Below are 19,218 nucleotides of genomic sequence, written 5' to 3' on the forward strand. Positions count from 1 at the left end.
TCCAAATCTACAAATGAATAGGTAATAAAGACTTCATATTAGGTATTTTTACAGCTTCATGGAATCCATATTATCAGATATCAACTCACTGGGCGATTTAAGGAAGTTATCTTTAGCCGATTTAACCACAACTGCGAAAGAGCTCCGCGAATTCATCATCAACATTGTGGCCACCAAGGAAGGTCATCTGGGCGCCAGCTTGGGCGTAGTGGAACTGACCATTGCCCTTCACTATGTTTTTGACACTCCAAATGACAAGTTAATTTGGGACGTGGGACACCAGGCGTACGGACATAAGATATTGACCGGGCGAAAAAACCTTTTTGACACCAACCGGCAATTGGGAGGGATCAGTGGGTTCCCCAAAAGAAGTGAAAGTCCCTATGATGATTTTGGTACAGGGCACAGTTCAACATCAATTTCGGCTATCCTGGGAATGGCCTTGGCCTCAAAAATCAATGGGGAAAAGGACAGACAGCACATTGCGGTTATTGGTGATGCCTCCATAGCCAGTGGTATGGCCTTTGAAGGATTGAACCATTTGGGGGTTACCGATGCCAATGTCTTAATCGTCCTCAATGATAATGCCATTGGTATTGACCCAAGTGTGGGGGCATTAAAAAAGTACCTGACCAACGTTAAAAAGGGAACCGCCAAAGACGAAAATATTTTTGAGTGTTTGAACCTGAATTACTCGGGACCCATTGACGGGCATGACCTGGAAGCACTTATCCAGGAACTGGAACGACTTAAAACCATAAAAGGCCCCCGCCTATTGCATATTAGTACCCTTAAGGGAAAAGGGTTGAAACAGGCGGAGGAAAATCAGGTAGTGTACCATGCCCCAGGTAAGTTTGATGCGAAAACCGGAGAGCAGATCATCAAAAAAAGGGAAGCACAACCACCAAAGTTCCAGGATGTTTTTGGGCGTACCTTGGTTGAACTGGCCCGGGAGAACAAAAGGATAGTGGGCATAACCCCGGCTATGCCCACAGGAAGTTCCCTTAAATTTATGATGGAGGAAATCCCGGAAAGGGCATTTGACGTTGGCATTGCCGAACAGCATGCCGTAACCTTGGCTGCGGGAATGGTCATTGGGGGATCCATCCCTTTTTGCAATATCTATTCCACCTTTTTGCAACGGGCCTATGACCAGGTAATCCATGATGTGGCCCTACAGAATATTCCCGTCATTTTCTGTTTGGACCGCGCAGGTTTGGTGGGACAGGATGGGCCTACCCATCATGGGGTCTTTGATCTGGCCTATTTGCGTTGCATCCCAAACATGCTGGTTTTTTCGCCAATGAACGAAATGGAATTGCGAAATATGATGTTCACGGCCCAAAAGGGTTTACAACAGCCCATTGCCATTCGCTATCCAAGGGGACGGGGAAACACCCTTAACTGGGAGCAACCCTTTGAGGAGATTGAAATCGGCACCGGGAAAACGCTCAAAAAAGGGAATAAGGTGGCCTTTTTGACCCTGGGGCCCATGGGCCATCAAATAAAGGAACTGATCGAAGAACATCATTCACCGGAATTATTTGGGCACTATGACATGCGATTTGTAAAACCTTTGGATGTTAAACTGCTCCACACCATTTTTGAGGAATACCAGCATATCATAACTTTGGAGGATGGTTGCCAGATAGGAGGTTTTGGGTCGGCAATAATAGAATTTGCCAATGAAAACAACTATCAAAGAACGATAAAGGTATTTGCGGTGCCAGATACGTTTATTGAGCATGGTACGATACCAGAATTGCATGATATTTGTGCTTTGAACGAGAAACATATTACCACATACCTTGAACAAATCGTATAAGTTTTTCCTCTTTGTCGCTATCTGTTGTTCCCATTTGGCCTTTGGACAGCGTACCCAGGATACCGCGAGAGATTCGCTCAGCCAAAAATCGGACACCACAAAAATAGATACCATTGTGATCCGATGGAAAAAAACCAAGCTGAAAATCAATGCTATAGGGGTTCGTCGCATCGCACCAAAAACAGGATTGAACAAGACCAAGGCATTCACCGAAAAGCCAAAAAAGTTTGTCCCTCCCACCTTTTGGTTAAAGCAAAACAATCTTGGCCTAAATATCAATGAAGTAGCCTTTGTGAATTGGAATGCCGGTGGGGACAACTCCATTTCCGCTTTGGCCAATCTGGCTTTTGTTCGGAATTATAAATTTCGATACCTCACTTGGGAAAATGAACTTCGTTTTAGGTATGGTATCAACGCCCAGGAAGGAAGGTCATTGCGAAAAACAGAGGACCTGATCCGTTTCACATCCACTTTTGGTTTTCGAAAAGACACCTTGAGCAACTGGTTCTACTCTGCCAAGGCCAAGTTCAATACACAATTTTCCAATGGTTTCAATTACCCGGACAGGGAAACCCCCATTTCCCGGTTTATGGCCCCCGGTTATCTTTTCTTTGGAGCAGGAACCTCTTATATAAAACCGGACAATTCCCTTAACATCTACATATCGCCGACCACGCTAAAGGCCACCTTTGTATCGGACCAGGCACTGGCGGACAATGGAGCTTTTGGGGTCACCCCGGGGAACAATTCCTTTATCGAATTTGGTTTTTTATTGACCCAGACCTGGCAAACGGAAGTCTTTAAAAATGTACAGATGAACCATCGCATCAATCTGTATACGGACTATTTAAGAAGCTTCGGAAATGTGGACATGGACTGGGAACTCAATTTTCAATTTAAGGTCAATGAATATATCAGTGCGAATATAGGGACACATGTCATTTACGACGACGATATTAAATTTGACCAGGTGGTAAATGATGCAGGTGATGTCATCGATCCCGGCATACCAAGAATACAGTTTAAGCAGGCCCTGGGACTTGGCCTGGGGTATAGTTTTTAAAACTGCCCCCCTATCTTTTGGTGCAACTGCACCGCTGCACTGTCCGAAAGACTTGCCACAAAACAACACGTATTCAATAAAATCTCATAGTGGGAGCCCGCTGTTGCCCGATAGGGTATCGGCAAGGTTCGTAACACCAGTTTGTGGTAGGCACTTTCATTGTTCTCCTTTTTTGCAATGAGGGCTTCGGTATATACCTTCAGAATATCCCCAATGACCTTATAGCCCGAAAGCTCTTTTTCGACCACTTCCGGGGATTGGTAAATCCGCTCCACGCTCAAGGCAATAATATCATTGATCTGGGCGGTGAATTGGCTCTTGTCCAGCAGGGCGGTTGGAAATTCCCCATGAAGTATGTCCTCTTCGTGCTCCACAAAGATGCTAACGGCTTCTTGGATCAGCGTATTGATGGCAAGCGCCCTTAAATAGCTCAACCGGTCACTGGTATGCACCATTTGGTTGTACTTAGAAGTGCTTATGGTATCCTTAACCAGTTTGATCAGATATTCCAATGCGTAATCCTCGGGGATGAACCCACGGTTAATACCGTCCTCAAAATCGATTATGGTATAACAAATGTCGTCTGCCGCTTCGACCAGATAGGTTAAGGGATGGCGATGAAAACTCCGTCCTCCTTTCCCCTTCTTTTCCTGAAGCCCCAATTCTTCGGCCACCTCATAAAACAATTCCTTCCCTTCTTGAAAGAAACCAAATTTTTTATCGGAGATATGTCTTGTAGGCCTTTTGGGCAAGGATTCTTTGGGATACTTCATAAAAGCGCCCAAAGTGGCATAACTCAAACGCAATCCCCCCGGGACTCCTTCGCGGGATTGGGTGAGTAACTTGAACCCATTGGCATTTCCTTCAAAATCCACGAGATCCTGATATTCTTTTTTCTTTAAGACCGATTGGTATTTTTTGCCTTCCCCAGCTTCAAAGAAAACGCCGATTGCCTTTTCCCCGCTATGTCCAAAAGGGGGGTTACCAATATCATGGGCCAATGAAGAGGCCGCCACAATAGCGCCAAAATCATTGAATTGATATCCCAGGGAGTCCCGCAAATACGGATATTTTTCCAACAGCGCCTTACCCGCAGTACGTCCCAGACTACGCCCTACGACCGAAACCTCCAAACTGTGTGTTAAACGGGTATGCACAAAATCCTTATTGGCCCCCATATGTATGGGCAATGGCACTACCTGGGTCTTGTCCTGCAAACTGCGGAAAGCGGCCGAAAAAATAATCCGGTCATAGTCCACTTCAAACCCCAAACGGGTCTCGTCCTGTGCTGCCCTTACTCTTTTTTTGGTGTCCCCAAACCGTTTTAAAGAAAGCAACTGCTCCCAATTCATCAATACCTTAATTTTTTGCTGCAAGATACATTTTTAGTACCGTATCCAAAGGGATGGACAGGGTTCGTTCCCCCGCACTAAATACCACCCTCCGACTACTAAATTAACTTTGACATAACCATAGCTTAACCTAAACTTCTTTTATTTGCACTTCTATTTTAAACACTTTGAGAAAAACACTTTTTTTATGCATCGCGCTGATTGGTGCATCTTTTGTTTCGGCCCAACAAACAGGAAGGATTTCAGGGAAGATTATGGACATGGAAACGGACGGGGAACCCTTGCTGTTTGCTAATGTCAATTTAAAGAACACTTTGTTCTCGGAACAGACCAATTTTCACGGAAACTTTGAATTTACCGGTGTCACTCCGGGCACCTACACCATGGTAGTCAGTTTTTTGGGTTACGAAACCATGGAATTTCCCTTGGTCGTTAAAGCGGGAAACACCACTTCCGTGAACAAAAGCTTGGCGGCACTTTCCGAAGGCTCCTCCCGATTACAACTATCCGATGCCAATACTACTGTATTAATGGAACAGGGTTCCGTTGGTAAGGCAAGTAAAGCAAAGCGATAAAGCAGCACCCCCCTTTTTTGGGACGTGGGGATTTCAATTTTGAAAAAACTTGGCCCCTATTTTCCCTGGAGAACAAAAAGCACTACTGGTTTCATAACCTTATTTTAACTTACTAAAGAAATTATAGTAGCATTTTTGCTTACTTTCAGAATTCTATATGGGCGAGAACATCTACATTTTTATGGTTATTGCTTTGGCTATTTTGGCAATAACGGATCTTGTGGTTGGTGTAAGTAATGATGCTGTTAACTTTTTGAACTCGGCCATAGGTTCAAAAGCAATTTCATTCAGGACCATCATAATCGTGGCCAGTTTGGGCATTGCTTTTGGTGCAGTTTCCTCCAGTGGGATGATGGAGGTCGCCCGTAAGGGAATATTCAATCCTACCGAATTTGTTTTTGCCGAAATCATGATAATTTTTATGGCCGTCATGATTACCGATATCCTGCTGCTGGATTTTTTCAATACACTTGGGATGCCAACCTCAACGACCGTTTCCATTGTTTTTGAGCTTTTGGGTGCTGCGGTGGCCATTTCATTGGTTAAAATCATTGCCGTTGATGGCAGCTTCTCGGACCTTGGATCCTACATCAATACGGAAAAGGCAACAGAGATTATATTTGGCATCCTCTTATCGGTATTTATAGCCTTTACCATAGGTGCCATAGTACAGTTCCTTTCCAGGGTATTGATTTCATTCAAATTTGAAGAAAAGCCCAAATGGGTAGAAGCCCTTTTCGGGGGACTGGCCATAACTGCCATTATTTATTTTATCCTGGTGAAAGGATTAAAAAGTGCGGACATCTTTGATGAATCGGTCATCAGTTTTATTTACGAGTATACCGAAATTTTCATTCTTGAAAACATCATTTTTTGGACCTTGCTTTCCTGGGCATTTTCCGCATGGTTAAAATGGAACATCTACAGGGTGGTCATAGTGCTCGGCACCTTTGCCTTGGCCATGGCCTTTGCGGGAAACGACTTGGTCAATTTCATTGGTGTTCCCATTGCCGCATTGCAGTCGTTTCAAAACTGGCAGGGTTCCGGTATTGCACCCACCGAATTCAATATGCAGGGGCTTACCGCCGCGGTTCAGACGCCTACGCTGTTGCTTTTGCTCTCAGGAGGAATAATGGTACTGACCCTATGGTTTTCCTCCAAGGCAAAAAGCGTGGTAAAGACCAGCGTGGATTTGGCGAGACAAGATGAGGGCGAAGAGCGTTTTCAACCCAATTATCTGTCCAGGCAAATCGTTAAATTCAGTGTAACCGCTTTTGAAAGCCTATCGGCCATCATCCCGCCTTCATTGAGCAAGCGCATCGATAAACAATTTGAAACTCCCAATACCTATATCCCCAAAAGTAAGGTCCAGGATATGCCCGCTTTTGATATGGTCAGGGCGGCCGTTAACCTCATGGTGGCCAGTGTACTTATTTCCATAGCCACCTCAATGAAATTACCGTTATCCACAACCTATGTCACTTTTATGGTGACCATGGGCACTTCCCTGGCCGACCGAGCGTGGGGTGCGGAAAGTGCGGTATACCGGGTTGCCGGGGTGTTAAATGTTATTGGAGGCTGGTTTTTTACGGCATTCAGTGCGTTCACGGCGGCGGCCATCATCGCCTACATCCTGCATCTTGGAGGTCTGGTTTCCCTCATTATCCTTTTAGTGGTTGCTGCGGCCCTGATATTGCGAAACTATATGGCACACAACAAAAAAACCAAGGTCATTAAAGCAGAGGACAGTTTGCGCAGGGCCCATAGCAGTTCCATACAAGGGGTAATTGAGGAAAGTGCGGACAACATTGGCAAAATGATAAAACGCACCAATAAAATCTATACCGGGGCAATCAACGGTTTGGCCAGACATGATCTGGAAGCGTTACGAAAGAACAACAAGGGAGTCTCCAAAATGTCCAAGGAGATAGAGGATCTACAGAACAATATCTTCTATTTCATCAAAAACCTGGACGATTCCAGCGTTGGAGGGGCGAGTAATTTTTATATCAATTTGTTGGACCACTTACAGGATTTGGCCCAATCCCTGGAATTGATTTCCAAAATAGGCTACACCCATGTCAACAACAACCATAAAAAACTGAAGTACAATCAAATCAAGGAGTTAAAGGATTTGGACTTCAATCTGGAAAAGCTTTTTAATGATACTTCGGAAACCTTTAATGACCGTTCTTTTGAACGTATTGGGAAAATGCTGTCCACCAAGGATTCGTATATAACCTTGGTAGATGAAAAAATCGAAAAACAGGTTGCAAGAACACGTACGGAGGAATCCAGCCCAAAGAACACACGGCTTTATTTTTCCTTATTGACGGAAAGTAAGGATTTGATCAAAGCCACCATGAAGCTTTTGGAGCTCTATTATTTAGAGCATGACAGTTCCGTGGAACCGGCAAAAATCGATATTAAGACCATGTCGTGAGAAGCTTGTTCCCTTTACTCGGTATCATCCCATTATTGGCCATTCCCACTTTGGCCCAGGAATTGACCGGTCCCGAATTGCTCGAAAAGACCATTGCCTATCACGATCCCGACAACAACTGGAAAACGTTTAAGGGAACGTTGGAAGTGACCATGGAGACGCCCAATTCCTCAAAAAGAATCAGCAAAATTGGGATGGACCTTCCAAAATCCGTATTTGAATTGCACATTACCAAGGATGGCGATTCCTACGGCTACAAATTCAATGGGGACACCTGTGAAACTTCACTTAATGGCACTTCCCAGATTTCGGAAGCGGACATCAAAAAATTTCGATTGACCTGCGAACGGGGAAAAACCATGAGGGATTACTACACTTATCTTTATGGACTGCCCATGAAACTCAAGGACCCTGGTACCCTAGTGCATAAAACCGTGCAACGCAGAACATTTAAAGGGAAGGAATACTTGGTACTTAAAGTAAACTATGACGAAGGTGTGGGAAAGGATACCTGGTATTTTTACTTTGACCCACAAACCTATGCCATGGAGGTCTACCAGTTTTATCATGAGGAACCCAAGAATGATGGCGAGTATATTTTGCTTAGCGGACTGGAGGAAATCAATGGAATAAAAATGCCGAAAACCAGAAAGTGGTACTACAATAAAGACGACAAATTCCTTGGGGTGGACCTATTGAACTGATGGCGGCAACAAATGATTGGAAGTATTACCTGTAAAAATTCATCTCGTCCAGGTATTTCCAAACGGCATCCGGCAAAAGTGCCCTAATATTCTTTCCGTTTTTATGTTCCTTTCGGATAAAGGTGGAGGAAATCTCCATAATAGGTGCTTCAACCTTATGGATTTTTGGATGGTCCTTAAACTGATTCTCCGTAGTCCCATTTGAGATTCTGGGATACATATAAATATCATATCCATCCAAAATGGCCTCATAATTCTTCCATTTGTGAAACCCTTTTAAGTTATCCTCACCCATAATAAGACAAAAGCGATGGTCCCGATAACGTTCCCCAATATGTACCAGGGTATTGATGGTATAATTGGGTTGGGGAAGGTCAAATTCAATTTTGCTGGCCTTCAGTTTTGGGTAGTCCTGAATGGCCTCAAAAACCATTTGGTACCGATGATGGTTATCCAAAAGGGACTGTTTTTGTTTAAACGGGCTTTTAGGGGTAACTACAAACCAAACCTCATCCAGATCGGAAAATTCCGCCATATGGTTCGCAATGATCAAATGACCGATATGAATGGGATTAAAGGTCCCAAAATAGAGCCCTACTTTTTTCATTCCTTTTTAGATGGATTGGGTATGGTGGCCCCTACAAAATCGGCTACCAATTTATGGGCCTCGCCCAGGGCAATGTCCAAATCGTAGTTCTTGATTACAGTATCAAATTGTGGTGCCGTGGCCAGTTCCACCGATGCCTTTGCTATCCGCATATTGATTTTGTCCTCACTTTCCGTACTTCGCTTTTTAAGTCGGATTTTTAATTCGTCCACACTTGGCGGTTTTACAAAAACGGCCAAGGTTTCCTTGGGATACTTTCTTTTTATCCGTAAACCGCCTGCGACATCTATATCGAAAATCACGTTTTTCCCTTCTGCCCAAAGACGTTCCACCTCACTTTTCAATGTGCCGTAAAAACTGTCTCGATACACCTCTTCCCATTCCAAAAAATCACCGTCCTTGATGTGTTTTTTAAATTCTGAAATGGACATGAAATAATAATGCTGCCCTTGTTTTTCCCGTCCCCTTTTAGGTCTAGAGGTAGCCGAAACGGAAAATGCTAAATTCAGTTCGGGTTGTTCCAACAAATGGCGTACTATGGTGGTCTTACCACTTCCCGAAGGTGCCGAAAATATGATAAGCTTGCCCCCTTTTGTCATAGCACGTTCAACAATTGTTCTTTGATCTTTTCCAACTCATCCTTCATTTGGACCACAATCTGCTGCATGGGTGCATAATTTGCCTTGGAACCAATGGTATTGATTTCCCTTCCGATCTCCTGACAGATAAAGCCAAGTTTCTTGCCGTTGGAATTTGAGGAATGCAAAGTGGTCTCAAAATAATCCAGATGATTTCCGAGACGGACCTTTTCCTCGGTGATATCATACTTTTCCAAATAATAGATCAACTCTTGCTCAAATCGATTTTCATCCACATCGGTTTTTAAATCGGTTACCGCCTTCTCCAATCGTTCCCGTATGGATTTCAATCTGTTCGGGTCAATAGAAATAACCTCTTGCAGTAACTCCCGAAGCATTTTCAAACGGGTTTCAAAGTCTTTTTCCAACACTTGCCCTTCGGTTGTCCGAAAACTTTGTAAAGCGGCTAGGGCCTTTTTAAGGGCCTCTTTTATGGCAGCTATTTCCCCTTCGTCAATATCATCCTTATCCGTTTTTAGGGTATCCGGCATTCGTAAGGCCAGTTCCAACAGTTTAAAGTCATCCCCATCTGCGATTGTGGATAACTGCTCCATATACTTTTTCACCACCCCCTGGTTGATTTCCGCTGAGGTGTCTTCCCCGGTAATTTCAACATACAGGCCAAAATCTACCTTGCCCCGGACCAAACTATCCGCAATGAGTTTGCGAAGCACCAGTTCCTTATCCCGATAGCCTTGCGGAATACGGGAATTGATGTCCAGATTTTTACTGTTTAGGGATTTGAGTTCTACGGTAATTTTTTTGGTTGCAAGCTGAACGACCTGCTTCCCATAGCCCGTCATGGATTGAATCATACAACTAATTGGGTTTTGGCAAAGGTAGGAAAAGTGTTTATGGGTTTTCCGTTTGACCGTTCAACCCATTAAGGAGTGACCATTAGTGCCCTCGTTTGACATTTACAACTCCCTTACCCAAATATTTCGATAACTGACCCTACTATTGTCCTGATGGTCCTGCAATTTAATTGGTGCTGGTCCATGGGCAGTGTTTTTGGGCCAACCGATATATTCCGTTGTACCTTCAATCTCCACATGGTCCTGTATCAAAACCCCATTATGCAGTACGGTTATGGTCCCGGATTGGGTTTTGGTGCCGGATTCATCAAACTCGGGGGCATGAAAAAGGATATCATAGGTATTCCATTCCCCAGAGGGCCTGGAGGCCATGGCCAAAGGAACGGATTGCTTGTAAATGGAGCCTACCTGGCCATTGACATAGGTTTTGTTGTCATTATTGTCCAACACCTGCACTTCATACCTGCTTTGCAAAAATACCCCGCTGTTGCCCCTATTCTGGCCTTCGCCTTGAATCTCCGCTGGGGATTTCCACTCGATGTGCAACTGCACGCTCCCAAAATTTCGTTTGGTTTGGATGTCCCCGGCTTTGTCCTTAACCGTCATGCTGCCATCTTTGTTCAAATGCCACTGTACCGCCGTACTGTCCCGTGCACTGACCCATTCATCAAAATCACTTCCATTGAACAGTATAATGGCATCACTGGGGATACCATTTTCACCCACGGTAACTTTGGGGGGCACCGGCTCATAAAACTCCGTAGCTTCCGGTTTGGTGGGTTCTTCCTGAACGGTTTCCTCCCCATTGATCTTCGAATTTTCGACAGTAACTTTTTGTTGGCACGAAACCAATACGGACAACAATACAATGGGTACAAAAAACTTCATGTTATAACACTTTAATTTTAATATTTCTGTAAGCAACGATATCCCCATGATCTTGTAGTCCTATCTTCCCCGTTCGGTAGGTTCCAAAACCTTCCCAATCGGCAAATTTTGAATTGGCGACCATAGCGTCCCAGGCAGCACCATGCACTGGAAATTCAATAATCTTTATCGTATTAAGAAGTACCCTTCCCCCATTGCTTTTATGGTCTACGGTCAATTCTACCGTGTTCCATTCGCCTGCTGGTTTTACCGCTTTTTGGGATGGGGCGACCAGATCATAAAGGGCACCTGCCTGGTGCGTGGTTCCATTTTTGGCATCCGGATGGCGGTCATCGTCCAACACTTGGATTTCCGGTCCGGTTTCGTAGGGTTGCACAAATCTTTTGTCCTCAAAAACACCCCAAAAAATACCACTGTTGCCCCCTTCGGAAACCTTCCATTCCAAAGACAGTACAAAGTTGGTGTATTCCTTGTCCGTGACTATATTGTACCCCCGTCCGTCAGGTCTGTTTTCAGGGGGATAAAACACCATTGCGCCTTGTTCCAATTCCCATGGTTCGGTAACCGCCCCACCATTGTAAAAATGCCATCCATCAAAGGAGGTACCATCAAATAGCACTTCCCATTCATCGTGTTCCTTTGTCACAGCCCTAAAATTTTCCTTAGTTGTTCCTTATCAATCGCCGCACCTGCAAAATCATCAAAGGTTTTTTGGGTTGCTTCAATAATATGATCGGCGATAAACTTGGCCCCTTCCCTTGCCCCTTGTTCTGGACTCTTGATACAACATTCCCATTCCATTACAGCCCAGACATCACATCCGTACTGCGTCAGTTTGGAAAAAATGCTTTTAAAATCAATTTGTCCATCCCCGAGCGAACGATAGCGTCCAGCCCGGTCCCCCCAATCGTTATAGCCTCCAAAGGCCCCTTTTTTTCCTGTTGGGTTAAATTCGGAATCCTTTACGTGAAAGGATTTAATAAATTCATGATAATGGTCTATGTAGGTAATGTAATCCAGTTGCTGCAGTACAAAATGGCTGGGGTCATACAAAATATTCACCCGCTTGTGGTTGCCCGTTGCTGCCAAAAAACGCTCAAAAGTATCCCCATCGTGCAAATCCTCTCCCGGATGTATTTCATAGCAAACATCAACACCTTCTTCATCAAAATGGTTTAGGATGGGCATCCAACGGTTGGCGAGTTCCTCAAAACCCATTTCCACCAATCCGGGTGGTCGCTGGGGCCAGGGATGGGCGGTATGCCACAACAAGGCTCCTGAAAAGGTGGCATGTGCCTTTATGCCCAATCTCCTACTTGCCGTGGCCGCCTTTTTAACGGTTTCCACGGCCCAGGCAGTACGCTCTTTTGGTTTTCCCTTTAATGCGTCGGGAGCAAAATTATCAAACATAATGTCATAGGCAGGGTGTACGGCCACAAGCTGTCCCTGTAGGTGTGTGGACAATTCGGTAATCTCCAGACCGTAGGAATTGATTTTGCCCTTAAGTTCATCACAATAGTCCTGGGACGCTGCCGCTTTATCCAAATCAATCAGGAATTTTTCCCATGTAGGGATTTGAATGCCCTTATAGCCCAAACCGGATGCCCATTCGCATAGCCCTTCCAAGGAATTGAAAGGTGGGTTACTGTCCACAAATTGAGCCAAAAAGACGGCAGGTCCTTTTATCGTCTTCATATCATATATTTATTGGTTAACTATCAGATTATTCCGCTATATTTAGTCAGATGGATACGTTTCGTCCTTCCGTCTGCGGATTACTATAAATATAGCGATTCCGACACTAAAAATGCATTTCATGGCAAATCCAAATACCGTCTATGACGCCATTGTTGTAGGTACTGGAATTACCGGTGGCTGGGCCGCAAAGGAACTTTGTGAAAATGGCCTAAAAACCTTGGTTTTGGAACGTGGTCGAATGGTAAAGCACGTTCAGGATTATCCCACCATGCACGATGACCCGTGGGATTACAAGTACCATGGGGAACTGGATAGGGAACAAAAAAAGGAATATCCCAAACAATTACGGGTGGGGTGGGCACCAAGGGAGGATGTAAAACATTTTTTTGTCAACGACCTGGAGCATCCCTACCAGGAAACCAAACGCTTTGATTGGATACGGGGTTACCATGTTGGGGGGCGTTCATTGACATGGGGGCGTCAAAGCTATCGATGGAGCGACATGGATTTTGAGGCGAACCTCAAGGAAGGTATTGCTGTGGATTGGCCGGTGCGTTACAAGGATATTGCACCCTGGTACGATACCGTTGAGCAATATATTGGGGTCAGTGGTGAACATCTTGGACTGAAACAATTGCCCGATGGCAAATTCCATCCACCAATGGAATTGAACTGTGTTGAAAAAGAACTACAACAATCCTTGGCAGAACAATTTGATGATGGGCGGGTATTGACCATTGGACGTACGGCAAACATTACGGACAAAAACGCACAAATTGAGGGTAGGGGCCCATGCCAATACCGCAATCGGTGCTGGAGGGGGTGCCCTTTTGGCGGGTATTTCAGTAGCAATTCATCTACCTTGCCCGCCGCGGAACGAACAGGCAACCTTACGCTTCGGGCCAATTCCATTGTCCATGAAGTACTTTATGATGAGACCACCAAAAAGGCCATCGGGGTAAAGGTAATCGATACGGAAACCCATGAAAAAATGGAGTTTAAAGGAAAACTTATCTTTCTATGTGCTTCTGCAATGGCCTCCGTGGGAATCTTATGGCAATCCAAGTCCAAAACCTTCCCCAATGGAATGGGGAACAACCATGACCAATTGGGGCGTAATGTTATGGATCACCACTATCAACTGGGGGCTTCCGCCAAAGTGGATGGTCACCTGGATAAATACTATAAAGGGCGAAGGCCCAATGGATTTTATATTCCCCGTTTTGTGAATTTGGACGAAAAGACCAAACGAACAACGTTTTTAAGGGGTTTTGGCTATCAAGGGGGTGCAAGTCGTCAAAATTGGTCGGAGATGGTTGCTGAAATGGGCTATGGAAAAGCCTTGAAAGAGGCCATTCTAAAACCAGGAGGTTGGCAAATTGGGATGACCGGGTTTGGGGAAATGTTACCGTACCATGATAACCGGGTTTCCCTAAGCAAGGACCAAAAAGACCAATGGGGACTGCCACAGTTGGATTTTGATGTGGAATTCAAACAAAATGAATACCGTATGCGGGAAACCATTAAGGAAGAAGCCGCCAAAATGTTACGATCGGCCGGTTTTAGGGACGTCCATGTGTACGAAAATGACACAGGCCCCGGATTGGGAATCCATGAGATGGGGGGCGCCCGTATGGGATGGAACCCAAGAACCTCCGTCACCAACAAACACAATCAATTGCACGATGTCCCCAACGTTTATGTAACGGATGGGGCCTTTATGACTTCGGCAAGTTGTGTGAACCCTTCATTAACGTATATGGCCTTTACCGCCAGGGCAGCAAATCATGCTGCGGAACAGCTCAAACTTGGTAAATTTTCTTAATATTGTCTTTGTATGGAAAATGCTTCTGCACGCAGTCTTTGGGGTGATTTTTTGGATGCCCATTTAGAGTTTGCCAATGAGCCCGCACCACAGGTAGGTTATTTTGGAGATAATGAAAAAGACGCCAATACCCTGGTAGGTTTGGTCCTAAAAGACATCAAAAGGGCCACTTCACACTCCTTATTGGGACTACAACAACGAAATGAACCCTTACCCAAAATTGGCGACTTTTTTGTGGTTACCGACTGGAAGGGAAAAGCAAAATGCATTATCCGAACTACCTCGGTAAAATTGATTCCCTACTTTGCCATACATGCAGAGCATGCCCGTTTGGAGGGAGAGGGCGATAAGAGTTTGGAATACTGGAAAAAGGTCCATTGGGAATACTATACCCGTGAACTTGCCACTTTTGGGAAAAAACCACTGGAAAGTATGATTGTCGTTTTTGAACGCTTTGAAAAGGTGTTTGACCGATAGATCGGAAGCTTCCAAAGCGTAATCACCCGCCCAACAAATCTCTAATCTTATTTCGATAGGTCTGGCCTATGGGAATTTTGTGCCTATCGATGAAAACTTGGTTCCCTTGAATTTGTTCAATTTTGTCCAAAGACACTATAAATGATTTATGGACCCGTATAAACCTGCCTTTTGGAAGTAAATCTTCCAGGGTTGATATTTTCTGATGGCTTACTTTCATTTCCGCTTTAAAAAAGACCTTTACATAATTGCCGTAAGCCTCAACGAATAAAATGTCTTGTAGGTGGATTTGATGGTGCGCTTTATCCCCCCTTAGAAAAATACTGCCGAGTTCTTCACTAACAGGATTGGTGCGCTTAATTTCTTCTTTTTGGGGGCCATTGACCTTATTAATGGCCTTTAAAAAACGTACCAAGGAAAATGGTTTCAGCAGATAGTCCAAAATGTCCAATTCGTATCCTTCCAAAGCATATTCCTTATACGCTGAGGTCACGATGATCCCTGGAGGATTGGAAACTGTCTTCAACCATTCAAAACCCGTCATTTTGGGCATGTTGATATCCAAAAAAACCAAATCCACTTTTTGCTGCGACAGTATTTCGGAGGCTTGAAATACGTTGTAGGCATTGCCCGCTTTTTGCAGGTATGGTAATTCCTCGCAATAGCCCTCAATTATTCGGTGGGCAATGGGTTCGTCATCTATGATCACATATCTTGTCATCCGGCAGCAGTTATATTCAACAATAAGCTTAGATGTACCGCGTACATGGTTTCCGTTTTGTCCATCGATAATTCGTACCTATTGGGATAAGCATGTTCCAACCGTTTTTTAAGATTATCCAAACCTGTTCCATTCTTAGTGTTGGATGCATCGGTTTCATAATTGTTGGCAATCTTAAACACGACTCGATTCTGTATGGTTCTCAAACTTAGATGGATGTAGGCATTCTCCGTTAGGGGTTCCACCCCATGCTTGAATGCATTTTCCAGTAAATTGATAAAAAGTAAGGGAGCTACCTGAATGTCCGTATCCACCTCATGGTCAAATTGGATATCCACATTTTTCTGATAGCGGATTTTATGCAGCGCAATATAGTTTTCCAAAAAATTGACCTCATCCCTAATGCTGACTTTATCTTCCTTCCCCATATCAATGGTATAGCGCATCATATCGGATAGCTTCAGCACCACATCCGGGGCTTGGGGGGACTTCTCTATGATCAATCCGTATAAATTGTTGAGCGTGTTAAAGAAGAAATGTGGGTTTACCTGGCTTTGTAGCAAAGTGAGTTCGGCCTTTGTCCTGTCCGCCTTTAAATTTTGTACCCAACGCCATTGCTCATATATCCACAGCGCCACAAACACCGGAATTGGCAGCAGCATATATTTCGCAAAGTTTGCACGATCATCCCCTCCATAATCGGTTGCTGAAATGAAACTGAAAAAATAATAGGCTATAATCATACCATATGCCAAAAGAATGCCCATCCAATATTTCCTAAAAAACTGTGGAAGAATCAGATAGGCCACCGCCAGCCAAAACAAGATGATAAATGGAACGGTAATGGGATTCTCACTGATATGAAGAAAGTGTTCCGCCAGTGCAGCTATAACCAATAAACCGATGACTCCAAGTACTTGATACATAGGATACCTGATCAATAAAAAATAAAAGATGTACAAGGTTATCGATAGGCCCAGAACGTTGATTAGCACAAAAAGGGGTTTCCCCATACCGCCTGAATCCAAAATCACATATCCCAGTTGAACCAGTAAAAGTGTTAAACCGGCAGTAATCAATCCGCTTAAGAGAAGAATCTTATAGTCTTTTGGAAGAAACCATTGCATAAAACAAAAATAGTAATCACCATGACCGGGAACCATCTATTTTGACCAACACAAGGCTTTTGTTGTCAAACCCTTTCATTTTCCTGTCCAATTCAGTTCGTCCATATTTCGGTCTCATGTAAAACACCATTCCTTAGGTTCATCCTATTTAATTGCCATCAAAGAATGGGAAAATTATGTTTGGAATGTATTTTCAAAAACCACCATCATGAAAACAGTCAAGAAAATTTTAAAGTGGATTGGAATCTCTTTAGGGTCCCTTTTGTTGCTATTGATACTCACAGGGTTGACGTCAAGACTTCTGACTCCCGAACCTAAACCGCCGGGTCAACTTGTGGATATTGGTAGTTTTAAACTTCATATCAACGCTGTGGGTGAAAGAAACCACAAACCGACCTTGGTCATTGAATCGGGGGCAGGAGCACCCAGTGAATACTATTATTGGTTGGGGGAATTGCTCAAAGACAGTATTCGGGTAGTTCGCTATGATCGCGCGGGGATAGGTTATAGTGAGTTTAGTAATCGACCCAGAAATCCAGAAACCATAGCCGAGGAATTGCACCGGTTGTTGGAGAATTCAGGTGAAAAACCACCCTATATTCTAGCGGGACATTCCTATGGTGGCCATTACATTCGCGTCTTTAAACAAATGTACCCAAACGAGGTTGTTGGAATGGCTTTTTTGGACGCTCCCCATCCTGACGAAAGTGAGCGGTTAAAACTTCCCCACTCTCCGAGCTACTTGAGACCTTTGTACTATTTAGGTGCCGTTGCCGGCGATTTGGGTATCTTGAATTTACACGGTCGTTTCGCAAAAAGACCCTTGGCTTGGGCACCTGGCCTTCCTAAGGAGGTCATTGAAGGGTACAGGGACTACTGGGTGGATGGAAACTATTTGTGGGGTTATATTAAGGAAGAAAAAAAACATAAGGATTTGGTAGACCTATCCAGAACTATCAGCAAATTCGATAGCCTACCCATTCGGGTGTTTGCAGGCACGAATCTGAATGAACCCTTACTTCGAAAAATGGGCTTTGATCCGGATTTCCTGCGAACCGAACGGGCCAAAATGCAAAAAGAGATGGCGAGTCGCTCCAGTAACGGCAATGTTTTTTTTCTAAAAGGGGGCCATATTACCATTTTTTCCCTTAAGGAAAGTGCCCATATCATCTGCGAGGAAATCCTTGCTTTTATAAGCGACCTGGGGTATTGAATGGATTACAAAATTTCACTCGAATCAACAATGGCCGCCATAAGCGGCCATTGTTGTATTTGAGACTAAGGATATGCTAATCCAAATCTATCCAGACATTTCCCTGTTTGTGGGAATGTACCGTACTTTCTATAAAATTCATCCCCCGGACACCGTCTTCCATGGTTGGGAATTCCCCATCATCATAGGCTTCACCACGTATCGCCTTAGCAGCACCCAAATAGATATTGGCCATGGAGTCAAATATCCCTTCTGGGTGTCCTGGCGGTAATTTGGTGCCATCCAATGACAATTTTGAGTTATACGCATGTCCGGGTTTATATACTTGAAGTGGTTTCCCTTCAACAAAATAATACAGGTAATTGGGATTCTCCTGTTCCCAAACAAATCCTCCTTTTTCACCGTAAATACGAATGGCCAGTCCATTTTCTTCCCCTGTCGCCACTTGGCTGGCGCGTATGACCCCTTTGACATGTTTGTCCAATCGGACCAAAACAGTACCATCCACATCCATTTGGTTATCATCATACATGTAGTTGAAATCACACAGGAGCGACTTCACCTTAAGGCCTGTGGTAAACTCCAAAAGGTTAAAAGCATGTACCCCTATATCCCCCATACAGGAACTGATGCCCGCTTTTTTGGGATCCAACCGCCATACGGCCGACCGTTGTTCCTCATTGTGAATAATGGGATTGATCCACCCTTGATAGTATCTGGCATCTACTTTATGGATTTTCCCCAATGCGCCATCCTTTATCATCTGCCGCATTTGACGAACCATGGGATAACCGGTATACGTATGGGTGAGGGCAAATACCTTTCCTGATTTTTGATGGGCTTCCTCAAGTGCTTTGGCCTCTGCATAATCCATGGTCATGGGTTTTTCACAGATGACATGAAATCCATTGTCCAATAGTTTCTTTGCCATGGGAAAGTGCAGGAAATTTGGGGTCTGGACAGAACACACCTGCATCCGTTCCTCTTCCGGAAGCTTACCTTCTTCCTCGATCAACGTATCAAAATCCTTATAAATACGATTGAGGGGAATGTCCAATTCCTTGGCAAAATCCATGCTCTTGCCATGATCGGGGTTGAAAACGGCCCCAACTATTTCATAGTTGTCATTGATATAGGCCGCAACACGATGTAATACTCCTATTAGGGAATCTCCCCCTCCTCCTAAAATTCCAAGTCTAATTTTTTTTGGCATATTTCTTTAATTTATACTTCTATTTCTTTTGATT

18 protein-coding genes are annotated in these 19,218 nt (G+C 44.2%); 8 read left to right on the top strand and 10 right to left on the bottom strand.

Annotated features, from left to right (window positions below; all coding sequences use genetic code 11):
• Positions 1 to 58 precede the first annotated feature (58 nt).
• Together L0P88_RS08560 and L0P88_RS08565 are read left to right on the top strand one after the other, a co-directional pair.
• A complete protein-coding gene (locus L0P88_RS08560; RefSeq protein WP_247134179.1) occupies positions 59 to 1,825 on the top strand; it encodes a 1-deoxy-D-xylulose-5-phosphate synthase in 1,767 nt (588 codons plus the stop codon).
• The gene (locus L0P88_RS08565; RefSeq protein WP_247134180.1) at positions 1,809 to 2,888 is read left to right on the top strand and encodes a DUF3078 domain-containing protein; all 1,080 of its coding nucleotides are present in this window, start codon (positions 1,809 to 1,811) and stop codon (positions 2,886 to 2,888) included. Before L0P88_RS08560 ends, L0P88_RS08565 begins: the two co-directional genes overlap by 17 nt.
• Here the strand turns inward: L0P88_RS08565 and dgt are convergent.
• A complete protein-coding gene (gene dgt / locus L0P88_RS08570) occupies positions 2,885 to 4,240 on the bottom strand; it encodes a dGTP triphosphohydrolase (protein WP_247134853.1) in 1,356 nt (451 codons plus the stop codon). The genes L0P88_RS08565 and dgt overlap by 4 nt on opposite strands.
• A gap of 167 nt (positions 4,241 to 4,407) precedes the next feature.
• Here dgt and L0P88_RS08575 point away from each other — a divergent pair, with 167 nt between their 5' ends.
• The 3 genes from L0P88_RS08575 to L0P88_RS08585 all read left to right on the top strand — a co-directional run bounded on the left by L0P88_RS08575 (position 4,408) and on the right by L0P88_RS08585 (position 7,962).
• A complete protein-coding gene (locus L0P88_RS08575; RefSeq protein WP_247134181.1) occupies positions 4,408 to 4,815 on the top strand; it encodes a carboxypeptidase-like regulatory domain-containing protein in 408 nt (135 codons plus the stop codon).
• Between the two features lie 157 nt (positions 4,816 to 4,972).
• Entirely contained in the window at positions 4,973 to 7,258 is a 2,286-nt protein-coding gene (locus L0P88_RS08580) for an inorganic phosphate transporter (protein WP_247134182.1), read from the top strand.
• A 5-nt stretch (positions 7,259 to 7,263) separates the two neighbouring features.
• Positions 7,264 to 7,962 carry a DUF6503 family protein gene (locus L0P88_RS08585; RefSeq protein WP_409557726.1) on the top strand — a complete coding sequence of 233 codons (699 nt, stop codon included), beginning with the start codon at positions 7,264 to 7,266 and terminating at the stop codon, positions 7,960 to 7,962.
• Between the two features lie 25 nt (positions 7,963 to 7,987).
• On the opposite strand, the gene nadD is transcribed toward L0P88_RS08585, so the two are convergent.
• The 6 genes from nadD to L0P88_RS08615 all read right to left on the bottom strand — a co-directional run bounded on the left by nadD (position 7,988) and on the right by L0P88_RS08615 (position 12,605).
• Positions 7,988 to 8,569: a nicotinate (nicotinamide) nucleotide adenylyltransferase gene (gene nadD, locus L0P88_RS08590; RefSeq protein ID WP_247134184.1), complete on the bottom strand. Its 582-nt coding sequence runs from the start codon at positions 8,567 to 8,569 to the stop codon at positions 7,988 to 7,990.
• Positions 8,566 to 9,168 carry a guanylate kinase gene (gmk, locus tag L0P88_RS08595; protein WP_247134185.1) on the bottom strand — a complete coding sequence of 201 codons (603 nt, stop codon included), beginning with the start codon at positions 9,166 to 9,168 and terminating at the stop codon, positions 8,566 to 8,568. The genes nadD and gmk overlap by 4 nt, the downstream gene beginning before the upstream one ends.
• Positions 9,165 to 10,022, bottom strand: a complete 858-nt coding sequence (locus tag L0P88_RS08600) for a YicC/YloC family endoribonuclease (RefSeq protein ID WP_247134186.1) — start codon at positions 10,020 to 10,022, stop codon at positions 9,165 to 9,167. The genes gmk and L0P88_RS08600 overlap by 4 nt, the downstream gene beginning before the upstream one ends.
• A 102-nt stretch (positions 10,023 to 10,124) precedes the next feature.
• On the bottom strand, positions 10,125 to 10,910 hold the full coding sequence (locus L0P88_RS08605; RefSeq protein WP_247134187.1) for a DUF1080 domain-containing protein: 786 nt from the start codon (positions 10,908 to 10,910) through the stop codon (positions 10,125 to 10,127).
• Position 10,911: 1 nt separating this feature from the next.
• A complete protein-coding gene (locus tag L0P88_RS08610) occupies positions 10,912 to 11,556 on the bottom strand; it encodes a DUF1080 domain-containing protein (protein ID WP_247134188.1) in 645 nt (214 codons plus the stop codon).
• Positions 11,553 to 12,605, bottom strand: a complete 1,053-nt coding sequence (locus L0P88_RS08615) for a sugar phosphate isomerase/epimerase family protein (RefSeq protein WP_247134189.1) — start codon at positions 12,603 to 12,605, stop codon at positions 11,553 to 11,555. The genes L0P88_RS08610 and L0P88_RS08615 overlap by 4 nt, the downstream gene beginning before the upstream one ends.
• Before the next feature lie 121 nt (positions 12,606 to 12,726).
• Here L0P88_RS08615 and L0P88_RS08620 point away from each other — a divergent pair, with 121 nt between their 5' ends.
• Both L0P88_RS08620 and L0P88_RS08625 read left to right on the top strand, forming a co-directional pair.
• Positions 12,727 to 14,433, top strand: a complete 1,707-nt coding sequence (locus tag L0P88_RS08620) for a GMC oxidoreductase (RefSeq protein ID WP_247134190.1) — start codon at positions 12,727 to 12,729, stop codon at positions 14,431 to 14,433.
• A gap of 12 nt (positions 14,434 to 14,445) precedes the next feature.
• A complete protein-coding gene (locus L0P88_RS08625; protein WP_247134191.1) occupies positions 14,446 to 14,910 on the top strand; it encodes an ASCH domain-containing protein in 465 nt (154 codons plus the stop codon).
• A 22-nt stretch (positions 14,911 to 14,932) separates the two neighbouring features.
• Here the strand turns inward: L0P88_RS08625 and L0P88_RS08630 are convergent, their stop codons facing one another.
• Together L0P88_RS08630 and L0P88_RS08635 are read right to left on the bottom strand one after the other, a co-directional pair.
• A complete protein-coding gene (locus L0P88_RS08630) occupies positions 14,933 to 15,631 on the bottom strand; it encodes a LytR/AlgR family response regulator transcription factor (RefSeq protein WP_247134192.1) in 699 nt (232 codons plus the stop codon).
• Positions 15,628 to 16,758: a sensor histidine kinase gene (locus L0P88_RS08635; protein WP_247134193.1), complete on the bottom strand. Its 1,131-nt coding sequence runs from the start codon at positions 16,756 to 16,758 to the stop codon at positions 15,628 to 15,630. Before L0P88_RS08635 ends, L0P88_RS08630 begins: the two co-directional genes overlap by 4 nt.
• A gap of 208 nt (positions 16,759 to 16,966) precedes the next feature.
• On the opposite strand from L0P88_RS08635, the gene L0P88_RS08640 reads away from it, so the two are divergent.
• Positions 16,967 to 17,971 (top strand): alpha/beta fold hydrolase, encoded by a 1,005-nt coding sequence (locus L0P88_RS08640; protein ID WP_247134194.1) that lies wholly within the window; start codon positions 16,967 to 16,969, stop codon positions 17,969 to 17,971.
• A gap of 76 nt (positions 17,972 to 18,047) precedes the next feature.
• Here L0P88_RS08640 and L0P88_RS08645 read toward each other — a convergent pair whose 3' ends face one another.
• Entirely contained in the window at positions 18,048 to 19,184 is a 1,137-nt protein-coding gene (locus tag L0P88_RS08645) for a Gfo/Idh/MocA family protein (protein WP_247134195.1), read from the bottom strand.
• Positions 19,185 to 19,218: the final 34 nt, after the last annotated feature.

This window comes from Muricauda sp. SCSIO 64092 (assembly GCF_023016285.1).
GTDB lineage: Bacteria > Bacteroidota > Bacteroidia > Flavobacteriales > Flavobacteriaceae > Croceivirga.